The sequence below is a fragment of the Humibacter sp. genome (assembly GCF_051954055.1).
Lineage (GTDB): Bacteria > Actinomycetota > Actinomycetes > Actinomycetales > Microbacteriaceae > Humibacter.
The window spans coordinates 163,033-184,136 of the sequence record NZ_JBQCIE010000033.1; the positions used below are offsets into that span (position 1 = coordinate 163,033).

Here is a 21,104-nt window from a genome sequence, read left to right on the forward strand (position 1 = left end):
GAAGTCTCAGGCCGCGCACTCCACGCAGATCGGCCCCAGCTTCGTCTCGTGATCGATCTGCGAGCGGTGCTTCACCAGGAAGCAGCTCACGCAGGTGAACTCGTCGGCCTGCGGGGGCAGGACGACGACGTCGAGATCGATGTCGGAGAGGTCTGCTCCGGGAAGCTCGAAACCGCCTGGATTGTCGGCATCGTCGACGTCGACCACCCCGGACATCTTGTCGGGAACCCGCTCTTTGAGGGCCTCGATCGACTCGGAGTCGTCGTCGGTCTTCCGCGGCGCGTCGTAATCGGTTGCCATTCCCATCCACTTCTTGTTCATGCGATCCGAAGAAATCGGCGGGCATAGTTTGCATCAGGCGCCCTGGAATAGCAAACGGGCCATTGCCGATTCTTTCGGCCTTCGGTTGTGCGCTCCGATCAACTCGCGGCGCGCCCCGGTTATTCCCCGGAAATGCCGCCATTCCATGGCAGGGTTGCCTCGAACGCAACGAGGTCGAAAGAGGCGTTTCGCATGCAGGATTTGAAGGTCATCGGGATCGAGAACGGCGCTCTGCTCGCCGCGAACGACAGCGGTGAGCGATTCCGCATCGCCATCGACGAGATGCTGCAGTCGCGGCTGCGTCAGATCAAGCCCGACCCCGTGACGGGTCCCAAGGTCTCGCCGCGGGAGATCCAGGCGCACATCCGCTCCGGACTGTCGGCGGAAGAGGTCGCGTCGCTGACCGGGGCGGCCATCGGCTACGTGGAGCGCTTCGAGGGCCCGATCGTGGCAGAGCGGGAGCACATCGTGACGTCCGCCCTGGCCGTCCCGGTGCGCACCGGCGCCGACATCGACCCGCTCAGCGAGGGCGACACGTTCGGCGCCGTCATCCGCGATCGTCTCGCCTCGGTCGGGGCGACGGGTGAGCGCTGGACGAGCTGGAAGGAACCGGAGGGCGGCTGGATCGTCAAGCTCACGTTCGTGGCCGACGACGTCGACCACGATGCGCGCTGGACCTTCGAGCCGCGCAAGATGGCCCTGGCTCCGTCGAATGCCGACGCGCACACCCTCTCGCAACAGGGAGAGCTGCAGACGGGCCTCATTCCTCGGTTGCGGGCCGTCTCGCCGGTGCTGCCGGTGCCGGACGAGTCCCGTTTCGACAGCGGCGCCTTCACCTTCGACGATGCGCCGGCTGCCGGAGCACGGCCTGAGCAGTCCGGGGGCAGAGAACAGTCCGCCACTCGAACGCCGCAGAACGTGAACAACGCCATCACCATCCAGGCGATCAAGCGCGCGGACGACGAGGAGCCGAGAGACGTCCACCAGACGGCTGACCTGCTCGAGGCACTGCGCAAGCGTCGCGGGGAGCGCGAAGCGGCCGGGCTGCGCGACTCTCAGCCGCAGTCGGTGGACATCCCGCTGGACACGTTCGACTCGACGGATGTCCCCGCTCTCGCCGAGCCGCCGGTCGCGCCCCTGCCGCAGGCATCCGATCGATCCGGAACCGGTCCGGTGCGCGGCGCGAAGCGGGGACGCAAGTCGATGCCCAGCTGGGACGAGATCGTCTTCGGCGCGCGCACCGACGACGACCTGGCGTAGACGCCTACTCGAAGGCGCCGAGCCGGATCAAGGGGACCTTCCGCTCCTCCGGGGCGAACGATCCGTGCTGGCCCACCATGCGGCGGCTTTTCGCGCCCTCCGGCGTCGAGTCGTAGTAGGCGATGCGTCCCCGTGCGGCGACCAGAACGTTGCCGATGCGCGGTGCGACATCGGCGTCAACGATCGGGCCGAACCATCCCGCGTCGATCGCCTCCGACCGGGTGGCGATCCAGGCCCGATGCTCCTCCGCTTCCCGCCAGGCGGCGGCCAGCGCCTGCTCGTCGGACTCCGGCGCATCCGGGCCGAGGTAGAGCTGCAGCAGCCTCGGGTCGCCGCCCACCCGTAGGACTCCGTCGGTCAGGCGGGGAACGGCGTCGTAGAGCACGTGCGATGTCTGGGGCACGTCGAGGATTCCGTGGTCGGCCGTGACGAACGCGCCCTCGCCGGCGCGCAGCGACCGGGCGAGCCGCGCCATCGCCGAGTCGAGTTCCTCCAGGGCGACGAGCCAGGCATCCGACTCCCAGCCGCTGGCGTGGGCAGCCACGTCCAGTTCGGGAACATAGAGGTACACCAAGCGCTTGCCGCCGCGATCGAAGAGATCGCGCACGACCTCCACGCGGCGTTCCATGCTGTCGGCGGCGACGTACTCGGCACCGCGGAGCACGGCGGCGGTGTACGAGGAGGAGCGGTAGCGCTCGGGCCCGACGGCGTATGAGGGGATGCCTTGGCGTGCCGACGCTTCGAACACGGTCTCGCAGCGCTGCCAGCTCTCGGGCGCGGGAGTCCGGTTCCATCCGCTGAGGTGGTTGAACGCACGACCGGTCGCTGGGTCGTACCCGCGGTAGCCGACGATGCCGTGCTCGCCGGGCATCCGTCCCGTGCACAGCGTGGCGATCGCCGCCGCTGTCGGCGTCGGCGAGCCGCTGTCGAGCGTCGATGCCCGGTTCAGCCGCGGACCGAGGAAGCGGGCGTGCCCCGAACGAGCCCGCAGGGACTGGGCTCCCAGCCCATCGACGAGCACGACGACGGCCCTGGCGACCTGCGGAATCGGGATGCTCGGACGCGCTCCCGAGATGCTGGACAGGCAACTGGTCAGAACGTCGGCAAGGCTCGTCGATGACGGGAATCCGGCCGGTAGCATTGAGCCCACCCGGCCAGTCTGGCAGACCCGCGCGGACTGGGATCCTCCCCGCCGGAGGCGTGTGAGTACCCGGTTTCCGCCCGCAGAGATTGCACGAATGAGCCCAGCAGACAACCGCAGATCACCTCGAACCGCCGCGGCGGAGAGCACCACCCCTGAGCGCATCGAAGACATCGACGTCTCCAGCGAGATGCAGAGCTCGTATCTGGAGTACGCGTACTCGGTGATCTACTCCAGGGCGCTCCCGGATGCCCGCGACGGTCTGAAGCCGGTGCAGCGCCGCATCCTGTACCAGATGAGCGAGATGGGGCTTCGGCCCGAGCGCGCTCACGTGAAGTCCGCCCGCGTAACCGGCGAGGTGATGGGCAAGCTGCACCCGCACGGAGATGCTGCGATCTACGACGCCCTCGTGCGCATGGCGCAGGACTTCACGCTGCGGCTGCCGCTGATCGACGGCCACGGGAACTTCGGATCCCTCGACGACGGGCCGGCCGCCGCCAGGTACACGGAGGTGCGGCTCGCACCAGCCGCGCTCACGATGACAGAGGGCATCGACGAGGACGAGGTCGACTTCGTCCCGAACTACGACAACCAGCTCATGCAGCCCGACGTGCTGCCGTCGGCCATCCCGAATCTGCTGGTCAACGGAGCCAGCGGCATCGCCGTCGGCATGGCGACCAACATGGCGCCGCACAACCTGGTGGAGGTCGTCGGCGCGGCGCGCCACCTGCTGGACAACCCGGACGCGTCGCTGGACGAGCTGATGGAGTTCGTGCCGGGGCCCGACCTGCCGGGCGGCGGCATCATCGTCGGTCTGGACGGGGTGAAGGATGCCTACGCCACCGGTCGGGGCACGTTCCGCACCCGGGCGAAGGTCTCGGTCGAGCCCATCACGGCACGCAAGACGGGACTCGTCGTCACCGAGCTGCCATACCTCGTCGGTCCCGAGAAGGTGATCGAGAAGATCAAGGACGGCGTGAACGCGAAGAAGCTCGCCGGCATCTCCGACGTCACCGACCTGAGCGACCGCAGTCGAGGACTTCGCCTCGTGATCGACATCAAGACCGGATTCAGTCCGCAGGCGGTGCTTGAGCAGCTCTATCGCTACACACCGTTGGAAGACGGCTTCTCGATCAACAACGTCGCTCTGGTCGACGGCAACCCGCGCACGCTCGGGCTCCGTGAACTGCTGCGGGTCTACCTCGACCACCGCATCGAGGTGGTGACCCGTCGCTCCCGATACCGGCTGGCTCGCAAGCGCGAGCGGCTGCACCTCGTGGAGGGCCTGCTCATCGCGATCCTCGACATCGACGAGGTCATCCAGGTCATCCGCACGAGCAACGACAGCGACCAGGCTCGCACCCGGCTCATGCAGGTGTTCGACCTCAGCCAGGTGCAGTCCGAGTACATCCTCGAGCTGCGCCTGCGCCGACTGACGAAGTTCTCGCGCATCGAGCTCGAGACCGAGCGCGACACGCTGCTGACCGAGATCGCCGAGCTGGAGGAGATCCTGGCGTCCGACGACCGAATCAAGGAGGTCGTCTCCAGAGAGCTGGGCGACGTGGCCGACCGGTTCGGCACGCCGCGGCGCACCATGCTCACCTCCGCCGCTCCCTCAAGGGCGACCGCCGGGACGAAGGCGCAGGCAGTGCTCGAGGTCGCCGACGTGCCGTGCCGCGTCTTCCTCTCCGCCACTGGGCGGCTCGTGCGTGTCGATCTTCCGCAGGATGCCGAGGGAACGGCACCGCGCATCACTCCCCCTTCCAGGCGCAGCAAGCACGACGCCGTGCTGTCGTCCGTCACGACGACGAGCCGTACTGAGATCGGCGCCGTCACGAACCGTGGCCGCATCGTGCGGTTCTCCCCCGTCGACCTTCCCGGGGTGCCGGCGAACTCGGTGCAGCTCGGGGCCGGCGTGCGGGCATCCGACTACATCGGCCTGACCGACCGAGGCGAACGCGTCCTCGCTGTGGTCGCGGCGGACTCCGCCGTTCCACTCACGCTCGGCACGGCACAGGGTGTGGTGAAGCGTCTGATTCCCGGCGACTGGGCCAACAAGCCGGACTTCGAGGTGATCGCGCTCAAACCGGGCGACTCTGTCGTCGGTGCGGGCGAGGCGTCGGACTCCGACGAGCTCGTCTTCGTGACCACGGATGCCCAGCTGCTGCGGTTCGCCGCCTCCTCCGTTCGCCCGCAGGGGCGAGGCGCCGGCGGCATGGCCGGCATCAAGCTCGCCGGCGGCGCGACCGCGATCTCGTTCGACGTCGTGCCTGAGCAGGCCGCACAGGACGCCGTCGTCGTCACGATCGCGACGAGCGCCAGCACGCTGGCCGGCACCAATCCGGGAACCGGCAAGGTCTCGCCCTTCGCGGAGTTCCCTTCGAAAGGCAGGGCGACAGGCGGCGTGCGCGCCCAGCGCTTCCTCAAGGGCGAGGATCAGCTCGCGGTGGCGTGGGTCGGCGAGGCTCCCGCGCTGGCGGTATCGGGCGACGGGACTCCGCGAGCCCTGCCAGAGGCGGGTGCGAAGCGGGATGCGTCCGGCGCACCGCTCGACGCGGTGATCGGCGCGGTCGGCGCCTCCGTAGGCTGATCGGCGCCGTTACGCGTCGATGCGTTCCCGGCTCAGCTGGTCGCTGCTGGAGATGATGAATTCCTTGCGGGGCGCCACGTCATTGCCCATCAGCATCTCGAACACCTCGGCCGCCCGCTCCGCGTCATCCAGCCGTACCCGACGCAGCAGACGGTGCGTGCGGTCCATCGTGGTGGTCGCGAGCTGGTCGGCATCCATCTCGCCGAGGCCCTTGTAACGCTGCGGCGGCTCCTGCCAGCGCTTTCCCGCCTTCTTGAGGCCGGCGAGCACGGCGTGCAGCTCCTGGTCCGAGTACGTGTAGACGGTCTCGTTCGGCTTCGAACCCGGGTTCATCACGATGACGCGGTGCAGCGGCGGAACTGCGGCGAACACCCGGCCGGCCTCGATCATCGGCCGCATGTAGCGGAAGAACAAGGTGAGCAGCAGGGTGCGGATGTGCGCACCGTCGACATCCGCGTCGCTCATGATGATGACCTTGCCGTAGCGTGCGGCGTCGAGGTCGAAGGTGCGGCCGGATCCCGCTCCGATCACCTGGATGATCGACGCGCACTCCTGGTTGGAGAGCATGTCGGAGATCGAGGCCTTCTGCACGTTCAGGATCTTGCCCCGGATCGGCAACAGCGCCTGGTGCTCGCTGTCCCGTGCCCGGCGTGCCGTTCCGAGCGCCGAGTCGCCCTCGACGATGAACAGTTCGCTGTGCGCCACGTCGGTCGAGCGGCAGTCCACGAGCTTGGCCGGCAGGGAGGACGTCTCGAGGGCGTTCTTGCGTCGCTGCGTCTCCTTGTGCGCCCTGGCGGAGATGCGCGACTTCATCTCGGAGACGACCTTGTCGAGCAGCTGGGCGGACTGCGCTTTGTCATCGCGCTTGGGCGACGCGAAGCGGGCAGCGAGCCCGTCGCTCACCACCTTCGCCACGATGGCGCGTACCGCAGGCGTGCCCAGCACCTCCTTGGTCTGGCCCTCGAACTGCGGCTCCGGGAGTCGCACAGTGAGCACTCCGGTGAGGCCGGCGAGGATGTCGTCCTTCTCCAGTTTCTCCGTCGCCGTCACCTTCAGACGGCGCGCGTTCTGCTCGACCTGCTGCCGGAAGAACTTCATCAGACCCTGATCGAATCCGGCCTGGTGGCTTCCGCCCTTCGGCGTCGCGATGATGTTGACGAACGTGCGGAACACGGTGTCGTACCCGGTGCCCCAGCGGAGGGCGACGTCGACCTCGCACTCGCGCTGCACCTCCGTCGGCAGCATCGCTCCGTGCTCGTTCAGCACGGGGACGGTCTCGGTGAACGTCCCCGAGCCGGCGAGACGCCAGGTGTCGGTGATCGCGGTGTCGGGCGCGAGGTAGTCCGCGAACTCGCTGATGCCGCCCTCGTACGTGAAGTCCGTGCGCTCGGGTGCCTCGGTGCGGGCATCCGTGATGCCGATCGTCAGGCCGGGGACCAGGAACGCCGTCTGGCGTGCTCTCCCCACCAGGTCGTCGACGCTGAACTCGACGTTCTTGCCGAAGATCTGCCGGTCGGCCCAGTAGCGGATGCGTGTGCCCGCGACGCCCTTCGCCACCTTGCCGACGACACGCAGCTCGCTGCGCGACTCGAACGGTGTGAATGGCGAGTTGGGGCTCGGGTCGCCGGAATCAGCGAACACGCCAGGCTCGCCGCGGTGGAACGACATGGCCCAGGTCTTTCCGTCGCGATCCACCTCGACGTCGAGGCGCTCGGACAGCGCGTTGACCACGGACGCACCGACGCCGTGCAGGCCGCCTGACGACGAGTAGGACCCGGAGCCGAACTTGCCTCCGGCGTGCAGCTTGGTGAACACGACCTCGACGCCGGAGAGGCCTGTCTTCGGCTCGATGTCCACCGGGATGCCGCGTGCCTTGTCGCGCACTTCGACGCTCTCGTCTGGATGGAGGATCACCTCGATGTCGGAACCGTATCCGGCGAGGGCCTCGTCGACCGAGTTGTCGATGATCTCCCAGAGGCAGTGCATGAGGCCGCGGGCATCCGTCGAACCGATGTACATGCCGGGGCGTTTGCGTACGGCCTCCAGGCCTTCGAGCACCGAGAGGTGTCTGGCGGAGTAGTCGTTCGTCGCCACGGGGTCTCCAGATGTCGTGTCATGGCCGGGAACCACGGGAAAGGAGCCAGGCCATCGTTCAGGATATCGACCGCCCCCGCGCTCACCGGCGACCGACACCCAGCTGCGCCAGGTGCGTTGTCCACCGCCTACGCGCACAGCGAAATGGGCCTGGATGGAGCATGCTCACGGTGTCGACGTGCTTGTATGGAGACAACCAATCGCAAAACGTTCGGGTTTTCCAGAAAGGAGCTCAGCATGTCGAACTACGCAGGCCATGTCGCCACCCCCGGTGCCGACGAGCTCCCCACGGGCCCCGCGCTGACCGCAGCCGACCGCTGCGACGCGTGCGGTGCGCAGGCGTACGTGCGGGTGACCGTGAACGGCAGCGAGCTGCTGTTCTGCGCCCACCACGCCAAGAAGCACCACGAGAAGCTCTCCAGCATCGCGACCAACTGGCACGACGAGACATCCCGTCTCTTCGAGGACCAGCGGGCCTGACGACACACTGACATCGGGAGGCGTCCCTTCGCTCCGGCGAGGGGGCGCCTCCTTCGTCGTTCACCCGCAATAGGTGCGCGGGATGCGCCGGTCCACCTTGAGCACGATCTCCTCGCCGATGGTGTCGATCGACTCGGCCCACTCGGTCGCCGTCGGCTCGCCGTCGTCGCCCGGACCGAAGAGAACCGCCTCATCCCCCACGCCGGCGTCGCCCGCGTGCACCGACATCCAGTCCCGGCCGACGCGGAGCACGGGATGCCTGTGCCCCCGGATCCCGACGCCGACCGCGCTCGCTTCCGTGCTCCGACCGACGACACTGGACGGCACACCGTGCCAGGCACCCAGCGGAAGGACGGCCTCGCCGTCGCGCACATCGACGACATGGGTGCGCAACGACATGACCGGACTGATGCCGAGCTCGGGCTCGTGCGGACCGCCTGCCGGTGAGATGCCGTAGACGAAGGCGCCGACACGCACCAGGTCGTACCGGAATTCGGCGCGCAGGAAGGAGGCCGCGCTGGCGGCCAGATGCCGGTACTCGGGCGCCAGTCCGACAGCCTCCGCCGAGGAGAGCGCCGAGTCGAAGCGCACGCGTGCCCGATCGTCGTCCTCGTCCGACGCCTCCGAGATGTGGCTCCACACTCCGTCGACCGAGATCCGCCCCTCCGCCTGCAGCTGGGCTGCCCTGGCGACGAACGGGCGCCAGTCCTCGACGCGCACGCCGTTCCGGTTGAGGCCCGTGTCGATCTTGAGATGCACCCGAATCGGCCGGGCAGTACCCGCGGATGCTGCTGCCTCGAGCACGCCGCGATCGCCGACGCCGAGGTCGATCCCGGCGTCGTGCGCGGCTGCCAGATCATCGCGCGAGCTGAGCAGCCACGCGAACACCCGTGGCCCTTCGCCCACGACGGATCGGACACGCAGCGCCGTCTCCACGTCGAGCGCGCCGACCCAGCGGATGCCGTGCTCGATCGCCCTGGGCACGAGCACGTCCGCGCCGTGCCCGTACGCGTCGTTCTTGACCACGAACATGGTCTCTGCGGGGGCGACCCGGGAGCGCACAGTGCGCAGGTTGGCGTCGAACCGGGCGAGATCGACCCTGGCGTGAGTCAGCGGCGCGTTCGCGTCGGATCGCTGTGTCGTGCTCATCGTGTATAGCTCCGCACCACTCGGGGACCCATCGCCGCTGCGATCTCCACCGGATCGAACCCGGTGATCGACGCCCACTCCGACACAGTCGGTTCTCCGGCGGCCGGATCGCCGAGGAAGACCACCTCGTCTCCGGCATGCACGACGGCATCGCCGACGTCGATGACGACCACGTCCATCGCGACGCGTCCGATCACCCGGGCGGGGCATCCGTCGACGAGCACGGTCGCGCGGTTGCCGATGCTCCTGGGCACACCGTCGGCGTAACCGCAGGTGACGAGCGCGATGGTGCCATCCTCCGGCGCTCGGTAGATGTAGCCGTACGAGACGCCCTCCCCCGCCAGAATGCGTTTCACCGTCACGACCTGGCCGGTCAGTCGTGCCACGGGCGCCCCCGTCGACGTGCCGTCGGGCAGCGGGATGCCGTACAGACCGCGCCCGACCCGCACATACGCGTCGTCGGCGCCGTACCCGACGAGCACGCCGGCCGTGCCGTGCAGGTGTCTCGACAGCTCGGGTGCGAGCGCAGCCGCTTCGTGGAGGGCGGCGGATGCGGCGGCGTGCGGGGTGCGGGCATCCGCGACGCCCATGAGAGCAACCGGAGGAACTGCGCCGGCGATCGCCTCGAAGGCGCCGCGATCATCCGGCCGGATGCCTCGCGGCGCGCCGCCGCAGTCGATCACGACGTGTGCACCGGATGCGCCGAGGGCCGTCGCGTCGTCCGCCTCCCGCTGCGTGGCGACCGCTGCCTGCACGCCGAGGCCGTCAGCGACCGCGCCGGTGGGTCGGAGTGCTAGAAGGGGCGCCGCGATGCCGGCGTCCCGCAGCCGAAGCGCCTCGTCGAAGTCCGCGACGGCGAGTAGATCCGCTCCGCCCTCGAGGCAGGCACGGGCCACAGGAACGAGACCGTGGCCGAAACCATCGTGGTCGACGCACGCGATGAGACCGCGTGCGGCCTCGCGATAGCGGCGCACATTGGCGGCCAGCGAGTCGAGGCGAACCGAGAGACGGCGGGAATCGGCGGTCACGGCACGGCAATCTTCGTCATGGTCTCGATACTCCCCGCTTCACCGGACGGATCCTCACAGGAGCGTCCGGGTCACTGAATCGTGGTGAACACCGACGATACGTGGGCTCGCATGCGTTCGGTCGCCCGCTCGGCGAGCCGGTCGAACTCCGCCAGCGAGGCATCCGGCGTGTAGGTGATCCGCGCGTGTCGGGCGGCGGCCGCCGCGAGACAATCCGCGAGCCAGGGGTTGAGCGGAAGCAAGGGGCCCTGGAGCAGCGTTCCCGTGATCGTCGCGGTCTGGACCCCGTCAGGACGCGACACCGTCCCCGTCACGTCGCGAAGGATCGTGACGAACGGCCGGGCCACGCCGGACAACTCCGTGGCCTGGTCCTCGAATCCGATCACTTGCCGTTTCGTCCCGTCGCCGCCAGCGGTCTCTGCTATCGCATACCCGACCCGGCGTGCACGTCCGCGGTGCGCGGTCACGGGTAGGAGCCCGAGACCGTCGAGCGAGCCGGTGCGGTCTTCGATGCGGGCGCAGAGCAGTTCGAGACCGGCCCCGACCGCGAAGAACGGAACGCGCTCCGCCCACTGGGACAGCGTCGCGCGCTGCGAGAGGGCGTCCGCATTCACGCGCCGCAGCGCCGACAACGGGCCGTTGCCGATCACGACCAGGTCGGGCTCGGCACCCAGCGCGGATCCCGGGCGGTGCTCCTCGACGGTGACCGGCACGCCCGATCGCTCCAGACGAGTTCGGAGCACATCGACATTGCCCGCATCGCCGGTCACGCCGAGCTCGTCGGGGTACAGCTGAAGAATCCGCACTCCGGCGGCATCGTGCGTCACAGGCGAGTCTCCAGGTCCGGGAATCCGAGGTATTTGCGCGCCAGCATCATCTGCTCGTAGTTCACGAACCACAGCTTTCGGTCGTGTTCCGGAGCGGGAAGGGCGCGCATGAGTTCGATCGCCTTCTCGAGGTCCGGCTCGACGGTCGTGACCGGGACGCCGGCGTAGGCGAGCCGCAACGCGACCTGCCACGACTTCTCGCCAGTGACAACGTCCACGTGATCGAGTGCGTCGAAGTCGACGTCGTAGATCCACGAGATGTCGGGCGTTCCCTCGTCGAGGGCGAACATGACCTGCTGCGGCGGCGTGCTCAGCGAGTCGAGGTTGAGCTGAAGGCTCGGTCCGTTCTTGAACATGACGAACTCGACCGACTCGTCGCCGAACGGAATGACCTCTCCCCTGCCGTATGCCGGCCGCATGCTGCCGAACGCCTGCACGACGCGCTTCGTGTCGAACTCGTCGCCCAGCACGAGGCGCGCCGTCGCGGATGCCGCTGCCGCGTCGACCGCATAGTGCAGTCCGCGCGCCGGCAGCTCGACCGAGACCACGTCGCCACCCACGGCGATGGTCGCCTCGCGTCCGCCGAACGACCGCACCTCGCCGAGTGCGGCCGGCCTGGCGGCCTCCGCGCCGTCACGGAAGTCCGGTGCGTTCAGGAGGCCGTGCTTGCTGGCAGCGAGCACGGAGTCGGATGCCCCGAAGTACGACACGTCGGGCACGGACTTCGAACCGAGGCGGCTCTGCACCTGACTCAGCAGCGGGTCTTCCCGGTTCGTGACGATGTGCTCGCTGGCCAGCACCGAGGCATCCAGCATCATGTCAGCGACGCGCTCGGTCTCGTAGAAGCGGTACAGCTGGTCGACCTGGCAGTTCAGCATGAGAACCGTGCGGGGACTGAGCAGTCGCGCCAGGTCGACGGCGAATGCCTCGTCCACCTCGAGCACCGCGACGTCGGCCGGCAGTTTGCCGGCAAGGGTCACCTCCGAGAGCATCGCCGAGGCGATGCCCTGCGGAAGGTTCGCCCCACTGGGGTTCGTGAACACTCGGAGGCCGTGCGCGCGCAGCAGCTCCGAGACCATGTGCGTGGTCGTGGACTTGCCGTTGGAGCCGAGCACGAAGACGACGCCGTGGCCCCACTGCGCAGAGACGTCCTCGATGAAGCGGGGCCACACCTTGCGCACGAGGTACCCGGGGAAGGCGGAGCCGCCGCCCCTCAACCGTGTGGCGAACCGCGCGAGGCGGCCGAGCAGGATCGCGAAGAATCGCCTCACGCGCGGCCTACTCGAGGTAGTCGCGCAACGACTGGGACCGCGACGGGTGCCGGAGCTTGGCCATGGTCTTCGACTCGATCTGGCGGATGCGCTCGCGCGTCACCCCGAACGTGTCTCCGATCTGGTCGAGCGTCTTGGGCATTCCGTCGCCGAGCCCGAATCGCATGCGGATCACCCCGGCCTCACGCTCGGAGAGCGAGTCGAGCAGGCTCTCCAGCTGCTTCTGCAGCATGGTGAAGCCGACGGCATCCGCCGGCACGACCGCCTCGGTGTCCTCGATGAGGTCGCCGAACTCGCTGTCGCCGTCCTCGCCGAGCGGGGTGTGAAGCGAGATCGGCTCCCGGCCGTACTTCTGCACCTCGATGACCTTCTCCGGGGTCATGTCGAGCTCCTTGGAGAGCTCCTCAGGAGTGGGTTCGCGACCGAGGTCCTGGAGCATCTGGCGCTGCACGCGGGCGAGCTTGTTGATGACCTCGACCATGTGCACCGGGATGCGGATGGTGCGGGCCTGGTCGGCCATCGCACGGGTGATCGCCTGGCGGATCCACCAGGTGGCGTATGTGGAGAACTTGAAGCCCTTGGTGTAGTCGAACTTCTCGACGGCACGGATGAGGCCGAGGTTGCCCTCCTGGATCAGGTCGAGGAACTGCATTCCGCGACCCGTGTAACGCTTGGCCAGCGACACCACGAGGCGCAGGTTCGCGCCCAGCAGGTGGCTCTTCGCACGCTGACCGTCACGGGCGACCCAGCCGAGGTCACGGCCCAGCTGGGACCGCTTCTCCTGGTCGGTCATCGCGCCGAGCTTCTCCTCGGCGAACAGGCCAGCCTCGATGCGCATCGCCAGCTCGACCTCTTCGGCCGCATTCAGCAGCGCTACCTTTCCGATCTGCTTCAGGTAGTCCTTGACCGGGTCGGCCGTCGCACCGGTGATCTGCGCGGAATAGACGGGGATGTCGTCTTCCTCGTCGGCTGCGCGAAGCACGATGGCGCCGGTGGGCAGCGCCTCGCCCGAGTCGTCGTTCGTCTCGGCGGCGGCCTCTGGCTTGGTCGTGTCCTCGGCGGAGTCCTCGGATGCGTCGTCGGTCGTCTCGACATCAGCCGAGTCGTCGACGACCTCGTTGTCATCCAGCTCAGAAGGCTCGACGTCGTCGGGCTCTTCCTCATCGAGCTCGTCTTCGTCGGCGGCCTTCGCCGGTGAGGCCTTGCTCGATGCCTTCGCGGGCGATGCCTTGCTCTTGGCGGAGGACTTCGAGGCGGAAGCCCTCGCCGTGGTCTTGGACTTGGATGCCGTGGTCTTGGCGGACGCCGTCTTAGGCGTCGCGGCCTTGGCCGTCTTGGCGGCGGTCGTGGTCGTGGGCTCCTCTACCGTACGGGTGTCAGCGGTTTTGGCTGCCATGGAGTTCACCTTCCAGCCCTCTCGTGCGGCACGCAGGACAGTGCTGTTCGAGGGGGTGCGGGTCGCTTGCGGACACTATGAGGACCCATGTCAAGTCCGGAGACGATCCGCACTGCTCGTCGACCGGCCGCTGGCCGATCGTGCAAGTGGTGCTGTCCGAAGATGAACGGGTCCAATCATCGATTATTGCACGATTACGAACCGTTCGGCGTCGCTTGAGACGTGACCGTCCGGCAACACTCAGCGACGATGAAGGTTCCTTCGCGCATCCAATGCAACCTTCGGCCATCCCCTTCTATTCCCTTAAAGGGCCGGCCCACTCGTAGTGGCATGCTTCAGCGCCGGCGGGTCTTGGGCTGATCCATGCCGATGTGGATGCGGGTGTGCTTGCGCTCGCGCACGATGAAGAAGATGCCGATGAGCCAGAGCGGCACCTGGGTCAGGAAGGCGATGCGGAACGCGTCGAGGCTGTACGTCGAGGGAGTTCCGGCCCCTTGCAGGTCCAGCGCCGCTCCGATCAGGAAGATCGCGATGAGTCCGGCGAGGAACGCTCCCGTGTTCGTGATACCGGTGGCCGTGCTGAGGCGGTGACCGGGATTGAATGTGCGGGCGTGGTCGAACGCGATCATCGATGCGGGGCCGCCTGAGCCGACGGCGATGGCCAGAAGGACCAGCAGCCAGACCGGAGCAGGCGTGGGCCACGCGATCACGACCAGCCACACCACGAGCTGAGAGATGACGGACGGCAGCACGAGCGCCCGGGAGCGCGAGTTCGGCAGCCGACCGGAGAGCGTTCCGAGCACGGGGCCGAGCACCATGCCCACGACGACGTAGACCGTTGTCACGCCCGCGGCCACCGGGGCGCTGAGGCCCTCGCCCGCCGTGAGGAAAGGGACGCCCCAGAGCAGGATGAACGCGTTCCCGGCGAAAGCCGTGGTGAAGTGTGACCAGAACGCCAGTCGGGTGCCGGGGTGCGACCACGCCGCGCGGAAGCCGACACGGGTGTCCGCTGCAGACGTGACGACGCGGATCGCCCCTGTTCGGGTGTCGACCGACACGTCGCCGGCGACGTCCGGCGGGTGGTTGCGGATGATCGCGAACACGAGCACCGCGAACAGGAGGCAGAGCCCTGCGACGGAGCCGAAGGCGATCGACCAGGTCGTCGCGTGAACGAGTGCAGCGAGCGGGATGAGCGCGAGCAGCTGGCCGGAGAGGCCGACGAGGCCGGTCAGCTGCACCATCAGTGAGTTGCGTTGCGCCGGGAACCAGGTGGCCACGAGTCGCACCACGCTGGGGAACACGGCGGCGTCGCCCGCGCCGATCACCATGCGCGCGAGGATGGCGATTCCCACGTTGGGCGAGAGCGCCATGAGGAGCTGTCCGACGGCCATCAGCACCATGCCGGCCGTGATGATCGGGCGGCTGCCGAGACGGTCGAGGAGGATGCCGATGGGCAGCTGCATGGCACCGTAAACGGCCAACTGCAGAACGGCGAACATCGACAACGTCGAAGCGTCGGCCGAGAACCGGTGCGCGGCATCCGTGCCGACGGCCGCCAGCGAGGTGCGGTTGGCGACGGAGAGCATGTATGCCGTGACGCCGATGCCCCAGATCAGCCAAGCGCGCCACGGCTGGGCGCGGGATGGCGAAGAGGAGGGCAAGCAGGGATCCGATCGGCGAAACGAGCGCCTTCCAGCCTACCGGCTGCGATGTGCGAGGACTTCGGTCAGGAGTCCTCGTCGCCCCGGCGGCGATACGCGAGGAAGTTCTCCAGTTCCGCCGCGATCTCGTCGGCCGACGGCAGAGCACCGTCGACATGGGTGAGCGGCGACTTCAGCGGGCTGTCCTGCATGTACGCGTCGTGACGCTGTTCGAGTGCGCCGACGAGACGCTCCAGCTCCGGGTTGCCGGCGACCTGCTCATCGATGTTCGCGACGAACTCCCGGTCGTCCTCCCGTAGCTTGTCGGTCGGGAAGATCAGACCGGTCGCCGAGCTGATGTTCGAGATCGCGGCTACGGCCGCGGCCGGGTACTCGGTGTCTCCGAGATAGTGCGGAACGAGCAGAACGAACCCGATCGTGGAGGCGCCGACCTCCTGCAGTCGGTATTCGATCAGGTGCATCGCCGTGGCGGGTGCCTGCGTCGTCGGACGCCACACGGACATCGCGTCGGCCAGGCCTTCGCGATTGCCGCTCACCGTCACTCCGATGGGACGCGTGTGCGGGACCGGCATCGGAATCGAGTGCACCCAGATCGTGGAGCGCACCTTGAGGAGCGACACGAGGTCGAGCACGGCGCTGCTGAACCGCTCCCACTGGAAGTCCGGCTCGTACCCGGTGAGGAGCAGGAACTGCTGGCCGACCTCGTCGCGCATGAGGTAGAGGCTCAGCTGCGCCGGCCGGTAGTCCGTGAGGTGATCCTCCTCGAACGTGATGATCGGGCGTCGTGCGCGGTAGTCCAGCAGCGCATCGGAGTCGAACCGTGCGATCTCCTCGGAGTCGAGCGTTTCGAGCAGGTAGGAGTTCAGCTGCGAGACCGCGCCACCGGCGTCGGCGAAGCCGGTGAGGGCCGCGACCAGATAGAGCCCGGTCGGCACGGTGTCGAGCGCCGTCCGGACGTCGTAGAGCTCACGCGGATCCTGCATGAAATCCATGCTAGCCAGCGGGTCCCGACCAGCCGGGCGGGTCTCGCAACCCACAGCGAACACGCGAACTGCATCGCCCGTACGATTCGTTCCATGTCTTCGTCCAGCACAGCGGGGTCCTCGTCCCGTTCGTCCTCTCTTCCGTCCTCGACCTTCGAGCTCCACCTCGCCGATGAGCGGCCGGCGGCCGCGGGGGGCGACGTTCTCGTGCTCTTCGTGCGGGCAGGCAAGGACGGACCTGAGCTGCTCGGACATGACGGACACCGGGAGCTGCTCGGTCAGCTGAAGGTCACAGGAGCGCCGGATCAGCTGGTGCGAGTCCCGTCCGGCGTGGTCGACGAGCTGCCCGTCGCTCTCGTGGGCCTGGGCTCCGATGTGACGGCGAGCGCGCTGCGCGCGGCGGCCGGCACGGCGGCTCGGCTGTCTGCCGGAGACCGGCGGCTCATCATCGAGGCGCCGGACGTGGGATCAGGTGCTCAGGATGAGACCGCATCCGCTGCAGACGGGACGGGGGAAGCGGACCGCCGCCTCGCGGCCCTGCTCGAGGGCGCCGCGCTCGGCGGCTACGTGTACGAGGGGCGGCCGCGCGGCGACGACGACCGCTCCCCGGCGTCGAAGATCGTCGTCGTCGGGTCCTCGCAGGCATCCGAAGCGCTCGTCGAACGGGCGACTGTGCTGGCCCAATCGGTGCATCTGACCAGGGAGCTCGTCAACACTCCCCCGTCGGCGCAGAGCCCTGACGCGCTCGCCCAGGCGGCGGTCGAGGCCGCCTGCGGCCTTCCCATCGAGGTGCGCGTCTGGACCGAGACGGAGCTCGCCGACGACGGCTTCGGCGGCATCCTCGGTGTCGGCAGCGGCTCGACTCGTCCGCCACGTCTGGTGCGCCTCGACTACGCTCCCGACGCCGCGGCCGGACACATCGCGTTCGTGGGCAAGGGCATCACGTTCGACACCGGTGGGCTCTCCCTCAAGCCGCCCACCTCGATGGTCGGCATGAAGTACGACATGGCGGGCGCGGCATCCGTGCTCGCCGTGGTGATCGCGGCCGCCAGGCTGCGGCTGCCGGTGCGAGTCACTGGCTGGATGTGCATCGCGGAAAACATGCCGTCCGGATCGGCCATCCGGCCGAACGACGTGCTGACGATCCGAGGCGGCACTCGCGTCGAGGTGCTCAACACGGATGCCGAGGGCCGGCTCGTACTCGCCGACGGCCTGCGGGCGGCGACCGAGGAGCATCCGGATGCCGTCGTCGACATCGCGACACTGACCGGCGCGCAGATGGTCGCGCTCGGCACCAGGTACTCGGCGGCGATGGGCGACGACGGCCTCGTGAAGCAGGTGACGGATGCCGCCGAGCGGGCCGGTGAGCTCGTCTGGCCGATGCCGCTGCCGTCGGAGCTTCGGGCCCGCTTGCGGTCGGAGGTGGCGGACCTGACGAACGCGACGCCAGGGAACACTGCCGCAGGCATGTTGCTTGCGGGGGTCTTCCTGCGTGAGTTCGTGGGCAGGTCGTCCGACGAGCCCGACGCGGCGACCGTGCCGTGGGCGCACCTGGACATCGCGGGGTCCGCTCAGAACGACGGCGCACCGTACGGTTACACGCCCAAGGGAGCCACCGGCGTGCTGGTTCGTACCCTGATCACGCTGACCGAAGAGTTCTCGGCTCGGTAGTAGGGTCGTATGGGCAGGAACGCCTGCCGAACGACGGCGCCTTGCAACCGACACACATGCTCGCAGGGTGCCGTTCACCATCCCGACCCGAGGAGTGAATGGGTGTCTGAGCAGAACTTCGACATCGTTGTTCTGGGAGGCGGGAGCGGAGGCTACGCGGCGGCATTGCGCGCGAGCGAACTCGGCTTCTCCGTCGCCCTGATTGAAAAGGACAAGGTCGGAGGGACCTGCCTGCACCGGGGATGCATCCCCACGAAGGCGCTTCTGCACTCGGCCGAGGTCGCCGACTCGACGCGCGAGGCGGCCAAGTTCGGTGTGACGGCGGTGCTCGAGGGCATCGATATAGAGGCGGTGACGACGTACCGCGAAGGCATCGTCGCCAAAAAGTACAAGGGACTTCAGGGGCTCGTCAAGGCACGCGGCATCACCCTGGTCGAGGGCGAAGGCCGGCTCGTCGCTCCGAAGACCGTGCGCGTCGGCGACGTGGAGTACGTCGGCAAGTACGTGATCCTCGCCACAGGCTCATACTCCCGGTCGTTGCCCGGTCTCGAGATCGGCGGCCGCGTCATCACGAGCGAGCAGGCACTGCAGCTCGACTTCGTTCCGAAGAAGGTCGCCGTGCTGGGCGGCGGCGTGATCGGCGTCGAGTTCGCGAGCGTGTGGAAGTCGTTCGGTGCAGACGTCACGATCATCGAGGCGCTCCCGCACCTCGTGCCCAACGAGGACGAGTCGATCAGCAAGTCTCTCGAGCGCGCGTTCCGCAGGCGCGGCATCGACTTCCGCCTCGGAGTTCGCTTCCAGAGCGTGACGCAGAACGACGATGGCGTCGTCGTGACGCTCGAGAACGGCGACACGGTGGATGCCGAGCTCCTGCTCGTCGCGGTCGGCCGCGGTCCGGTGACGGCGGGCCTTGGTTACGAAGAGGCCGGCATCACGATCGATCGCGGATTCGTGATCACGGACGAGCGACTTCGCACCGGGGTCGACGGCGTCTACGCCGTCGGCGACATCGTTCCCGGTTTGCAGCTGGCACACCGCGGCTTCCAGCAGGGCATCTTCGTCGCCGAGGAGATCGCGGGCCTGAACCCGATCGTGGTCGACGACGTGAACATCCCGAAGGTCACGTACTGCGACCCGGAGGTCGCCTCTATCGGCCTCAGTCAGGCGAAGGCGGAGGCGGAGTACGGCAAGGAGAACGTCACCTCCTACGACTACAGCCTGGCCGGAAACGGCAAGAGCGAGATCATCGGCACGAGCGGATCCGTCAAGGTGGTCCGGGTCAACGACGGGCCCGTGGTCGGCGTCCACATGATCGGCGCGCGCGTCGGCGAGCTCATCGGCGAGGCGCAGCTGGCGGTGAACTGGGAGGCCTACCCCGAAGACATCGCTCCGTTCATCCACGCGCACCCGACACAGAACGAGTCGCTCGGCGAGGCGTTCCTGTACCTGGCGGGGAAGCCGCTCCACACGCTCTAGAGGCGATTGAGGGGAGAGACGCGCGAGCTTGCTCGTGTGTCCGACCCGATTGAGCCAGTGAGTGGCGCAGCCACGATAATTCCGCGGCACAGCCGAGTCACTGCAATAAGCTTTCGTAACGAATCGCATTCCTGAAGGAGACTTACTCATGAGCGAATCCGTCAGCCTCCCGGCACTCGGTGAGAGTGTCACGGAAGGCACGGTCACCCGCTGGCTGAAGCAGGTGGGCGACCGCGTCGAGGTCGACGAGCCCCTGCTCGAAGTATCGACCGACAAGGTCGACACCGAGATCCCGTCGCCGGTCGCCGGCGTGGTGGAGCAGATCCTCGTGCAGGAGGACGAGACCGTCGAGGTCGGAACCGCGCTCGTGACGATCGGAGATGGCTCTGGAGCGAGCGCAGAGGCTCCGGCCCCTGCTCAGGAAGAGGCGGCTCCGGCCCAGCAGCAGGCCGCCCCGGCAGAGCAGCAGGCCGCGCCCGCCGAGCAGCCCGCAGCGCCCGCCGCCGAGCAGGCCGCGCCGCAGCAGCAGCCGGCCGCTGAGCAGCCTTCGGCCGAGCAGCCCTCGCCGGAGCCGGCACAGCAGCCGCAGGCCTCCGAGCAGGCCGAGGTGCCGTCGACCGCGGCGGAGACGCCGGCTCAGGCGCCCACCCCCGCGCCCGTCGACCAGCCCCCGGCGCCGCAGCAGCAGACCGCGCCTGCGGCCGAGGCACCTGCCCCCGCTGCAGCACCGGCCACTCCTCCCGCCGCAGCCCCGGCCGCTCCCGCGGCACCGGCCGCTCCCGCGGCACCGGCCGCTCCCGCGGCACCGGCAGCTCAGGCAGCTCCCGCTGCTCCCGCGCCTCAGGCATCCGGCTCGCACGCGGGCTCCGGCTACGTCACTCCGATCGTGCGCAAGCTGGCCAACGAGCAGGGCGTGGACCTCGCAACCGTGACCGGCACCGGAGTGGGCGGGCGCATTCGCAAGGAAGACATTCTGAGCGCGGGCAGCGGCGTCTCGGCCGCACCAGCCGCCGCCGCGAGCACCAAGCTCGAGACTTCCCCACTGCGCGGAACGGTGCAGCCGATGTCGCGTCTGCGCAAGGTGGTCGCCGACCGGGCCGTCGTGTCGATGCAGAACTCGGCACAGCTCACCACGGTGGTCGAAGTGGACGTCACCAAGGTCGCCGCGCTGCGGAACCGTGTGAAGGCCGACTTCGAGAAGGCCACGGGCACGAAGCTGTCGTTCCTGCCGTTCTTCACGCTGGCCGCTGCCGAAGCGCTCAAGGCGTATCCCGTCATCAACGCGACGGTCGACGGCGAGAACATCGTGTACCCGGACCACGAGAACATCTCGATCGCGGTGGACACCGAGCGCGGTCTGCTCACCCCGGTCGTTCGCAGCGCGAGTGACCTCAACATCGCCCAGCTCTCGCAGCAGATCGCGGACCTCGCACAGCGCACTCGCGACAACAAGCTGAAGCCCGACGAGCTCGCCGGCGGAACGTTCACCGTGACGAACACCGGGTCGCGTGGCGCACTGTTCGACACTCCGCTGGTGTTCCTGCCGCAGGTGGCGATCCTCGGCACCGGCATCGTCTCGAAGAAGCCGGTCGTCGTGCAGGCGGACGGCACCGATTCCATCGCGATCCGCTCGACCGTGTACCTCGCCCTGTCGTACGACCATCGCATCGTCGACGGTGCGGACGCCGCGCGGTTCCTCGTCGCGGTGAAGAACCGTCTCGAAGAGGGTGCGTTCGACTCCGACCTCGGTATCTGA

The 21,104-nt window shown here is 68.3% G+C and carries 16 protein-coding genes; 6 read left to right on the forward strand and 10 right to left on the reverse strand.

Annotation, left to right across the window (positions count from 1 at the left end; all coding sequences use genetic code 11):
• Positions 1–6: 6 nt before the first annotated feature.
• A complete protein-coding gene (locus tag ACTHNC_RS04380; protein ID WP_146322659.1) occupies positions 7–300 on the reverse strand; it encodes a DUF4193 domain-containing protein in 294 nt (97 codons plus the stop codon).
• Positions 301–513: 213 nt separating this feature from the next.
• On the opposite strand from ACTHNC_RS04380, the gene sepH reads away from it, so the two are divergent.
• Positions 514–1,581, forward strand: coding sequence for a septation protein SepH (gene sepH, locus ACTHNC_RS04385; RefSeq protein WP_440293369.1), 1,068 nt, complete (start codon positions 514–516; stop codon positions 1,579–1,581).
• Positions 1,582–1,585: 4 nt separating this feature from the next.
• Here sepH and ACTHNC_RS04390 read toward each other — a convergent pair whose 3' ends face one another.
• Entirely contained in the window at positions 1,586–2,722 is a 1,137-nt protein-coding gene (locus ACTHNC_RS04390) for an alkaline phosphatase family protein (RefSeq protein ID WP_440293397.1), read from the reverse strand.
• Between the two features lie 97 nt (positions 2,723–2,819).
• Between ACTHNC_RS04390 and ACTHNC_RS04395 the strand changes: the two genes are divergently transcribed.
• Positions 2,820–5,312, forward strand: a complete 2,493-nt coding sequence (locus ACTHNC_RS04395; protein WP_440293370.1) for a DNA gyrase/topoisomerase IV subunit A — start codon at positions 2,820–2,822, stop codon at positions 5,310–5,312.
• A gap of 9 nt (positions 5,313–5,321) precedes the next feature.
• On the opposite strand, the gene ACTHNC_RS04400 is transcribed toward ACTHNC_RS04395, so the two are convergent.
• A complete protein-coding gene (locus tag ACTHNC_RS04400) occupies positions 5,322–7,406 on the reverse strand; it encodes a DNA gyrase/topoisomerase IV subunit B (protein ID WP_440293371.1) in 2,085 nt (694 codons plus the stop codon).
• A gap of 237 nt (positions 7,407–7,643) precedes the next feature.
• Between ACTHNC_RS04400 and ACTHNC_RS04405 the strand changes: the two genes are divergently transcribed.
• The gene (locus tag ACTHNC_RS04405) at positions 7,644–7,886 is read left to right on the forward strand and encodes a DUF7455 domain-containing protein (RefSeq protein WP_440293372.1); all 243 of its coding nucleotides are present in this window, start codon (positions 7,644–7,646) and stop codon (positions 7,884–7,886) included.
• A gap of 60 nt (positions 7,887–7,946) precedes the next feature.
• On the opposite strand, the gene ACTHNC_RS04410 is transcribed toward ACTHNC_RS04405, so the two are convergent.
• The 7 genes from ACTHNC_RS04410 to ACTHNC_RS04440 form a co-directional block, all read right to left on the reverse strand.
• Positions 7,947–9,035 carry an alanine racemase gene (locus ACTHNC_RS04410; protein WP_440293373.1) on the reverse strand — a complete coding sequence of 363 codons (1,089 nt, stop codon included), beginning with the start codon at positions 9,033–9,035 and terminating at the stop codon, positions 7,947–7,949.
• Complete coding sequence (locus ACTHNC_RS04415; protein WP_440293374.1) at positions 9,032–10,063, reverse strand: alanine racemase; 1,032 nt, start codon at positions 10,061–10,063, stop codon at positions 9,032–9,034. Before ACTHNC_RS04415 ends, ACTHNC_RS04410 begins: the two co-directional genes overlap by 4 nt.
• Before the next feature lie 71 nt (positions 10,064–10,134).
• A complete protein-coding gene (locus ACTHNC_RS04420) occupies positions 10,135–10,890 on the reverse strand; it encodes a type 1 glutamine amidotransferase (protein ID WP_440293375.1) in 756 nt (251 codons plus the stop codon).
• On the reverse strand, positions 10,887–12,161 hold the full coding sequence (locus ACTHNC_RS04425) for a MurT ligase domain-containing protein (protein ID WP_440293376.1): 1,275 nt from the start codon (positions 12,159–12,161) through the stop codon (positions 10,887–10,889). Before ACTHNC_RS04425 ends, ACTHNC_RS04420 begins: the two co-directional genes overlap by 4 nt.
• A 7-nt stretch (positions 12,162–12,168) precedes the next feature.
• Positions 12,169–13,557, reverse strand: a complete 1,389-nt coding sequence (locus ACTHNC_RS04430; RefSeq protein WP_440293377.1) for an RNA polymerase sigma factor — start codon at positions 13,555–13,557, stop codon at positions 12,169–12,171.
• Between the two features lie 335 nt (positions 13,558–13,892).
• On the reverse strand, positions 13,893–15,143 hold the full coding sequence (locus ACTHNC_RS04435; RefSeq protein WP_440293398.1) for an MFS transporter: 1,251 nt from the start codon (positions 15,141–15,143) through the stop codon (positions 13,893–13,895).
• 140 nt (positions 15,144–15,283) lie between these two features.
• The gene (locus tag ACTHNC_RS04440) at positions 15,284–16,201 is read right to left on the reverse strand and encodes a proteasome assembly chaperone family protein (protein WP_440293378.1); all 918 of its coding nucleotides are present in this window, start codon (positions 16,199–16,201) and stop codon (positions 15,284–15,286) included.
• A gap of 93 nt (positions 16,202–16,294) precedes the next feature.
• Between ACTHNC_RS04440 and ACTHNC_RS04445 the strand changes: the two genes are divergently transcribed.
• The 3 genes from ACTHNC_RS04445 to sucB all read left to right on the forward strand — a co-directional run bounded on the left by ACTHNC_RS04445 (position 16,295) and on the right by sucB (position 21,104).
• The gene (locus ACTHNC_RS04445; protein WP_440293379.1) at positions 16,295–17,872 is read left to right on the forward strand and encodes a leucyl aminopeptidase; all 1,578 of its coding nucleotides are present in this window, start codon (positions 16,295–16,297) and stop codon (positions 17,870–17,872) included.
• Between the two features lie 102 nt (positions 17,873–17,974).
• Positions 17,975–19,348 carry a dihydrolipoyl dehydrogenase gene (gene lpdA, locus ACTHNC_RS04450; protein ID WP_440293380.1) on the forward strand — a complete coding sequence of 458 codons (1,374 nt, stop codon included), beginning with the start codon at positions 17,975–17,977 and terminating at the stop codon, positions 19,346–19,348.
• A 148-nt stretch (positions 19,349–19,496) separates the two neighbouring features.
• Complete coding sequence (sucB, locus tag ACTHNC_RS04455) at positions 19,497–21,104, forward strand: 2-oxoglutarate dehydrogenase, E2 component, dihydrolipoamide succinyltransferase (RefSeq protein WP_440293381.1); 1,608 nt, start codon at positions 19,497–19,499, stop codon at positions 21,102–21,104.

Excerpts from the sequence above, each read along its gene's own strand:
- ACTHNC_RS04395 (WP_440293370.1), top strand. The coding sequence starts at position 2,820 with ATGAGCCCAGCAGACAACCGCAGATCACCTCGAACCGCCGCGGCGGAG.
- ACTHNC_RS04405 (WP_440293372.1), top strand. The coding sequence starts at position 7,644 with ATGTCGAACTACGCAGGCCATGTCGCCACCCCCGGTGCCGACGAGCTC.
- sepH (WP_440293369.1), top strand. The coding sequence starts at position 514 with ATGCAGGATTTGAAGGTCATCGGGATCGAGAACGGCGCTCTGCTCGCC.
- ACTHNC_RS04430 (WP_440293377.1), bottom strand. The coding sequence starts at position 13,557 with ATGGCAGCCAAAACCGCTGACACCCGTACGGTAGAGGAGCCCACGACC.
- ACTHNC_RS04410 (WP_440293373.1), bottom strand. The coding sequence starts at position 9,035 with ATGAGCACGACACAGCGATCCGACGCGAACGCGCCGCTGACTCACGCC.
- ACTHNC_RS04390 (WP_440293397.1), bottom strand. The coding sequence starts at position 2,722 with ATGCTACCGGCCGGATTCCCGTCATCGACGAGCCTTGCCGACGTTCTG.
- ACTHNC_RS04380 (WP_146322659.1), bottom strand. The coding sequence starts at position 300 with ATGGCAACCGATTACGACGCGCCGCGGAAGACCGACGACGACTCCGAG.
- ACTHNC_RS04440 (WP_440293378.1), bottom strand. The coding sequence starts at position 16,201 with ATGCAGGATCCGCGTGAGCTCTACGACGTCCGGACGGCGCTCGACACC.
- ACTHNC_RS04435 (WP_440293398.1), bottom strand. The coding sequence starts at position 15,143 with ATGCTCTCCGTCGCCAACCGCACCTCGCTGGCGGCCGTCGGCACGGAT.
- ACTHNC_RS04445 (WP_440293379.1), top strand. The coding sequence starts at position 16,295 with ATGTCTTCGTCCAGCACAGCGGGGTCCTCGTCCCGTTCGTCCTCTCTT.
- sucB (WP_440293381.1), top strand. The coding sequence starts at position 19,497 with ATGAGCGAATCCGTCAGCCTCCCGGCACTCGGTGAGAGTGTCACGGAA.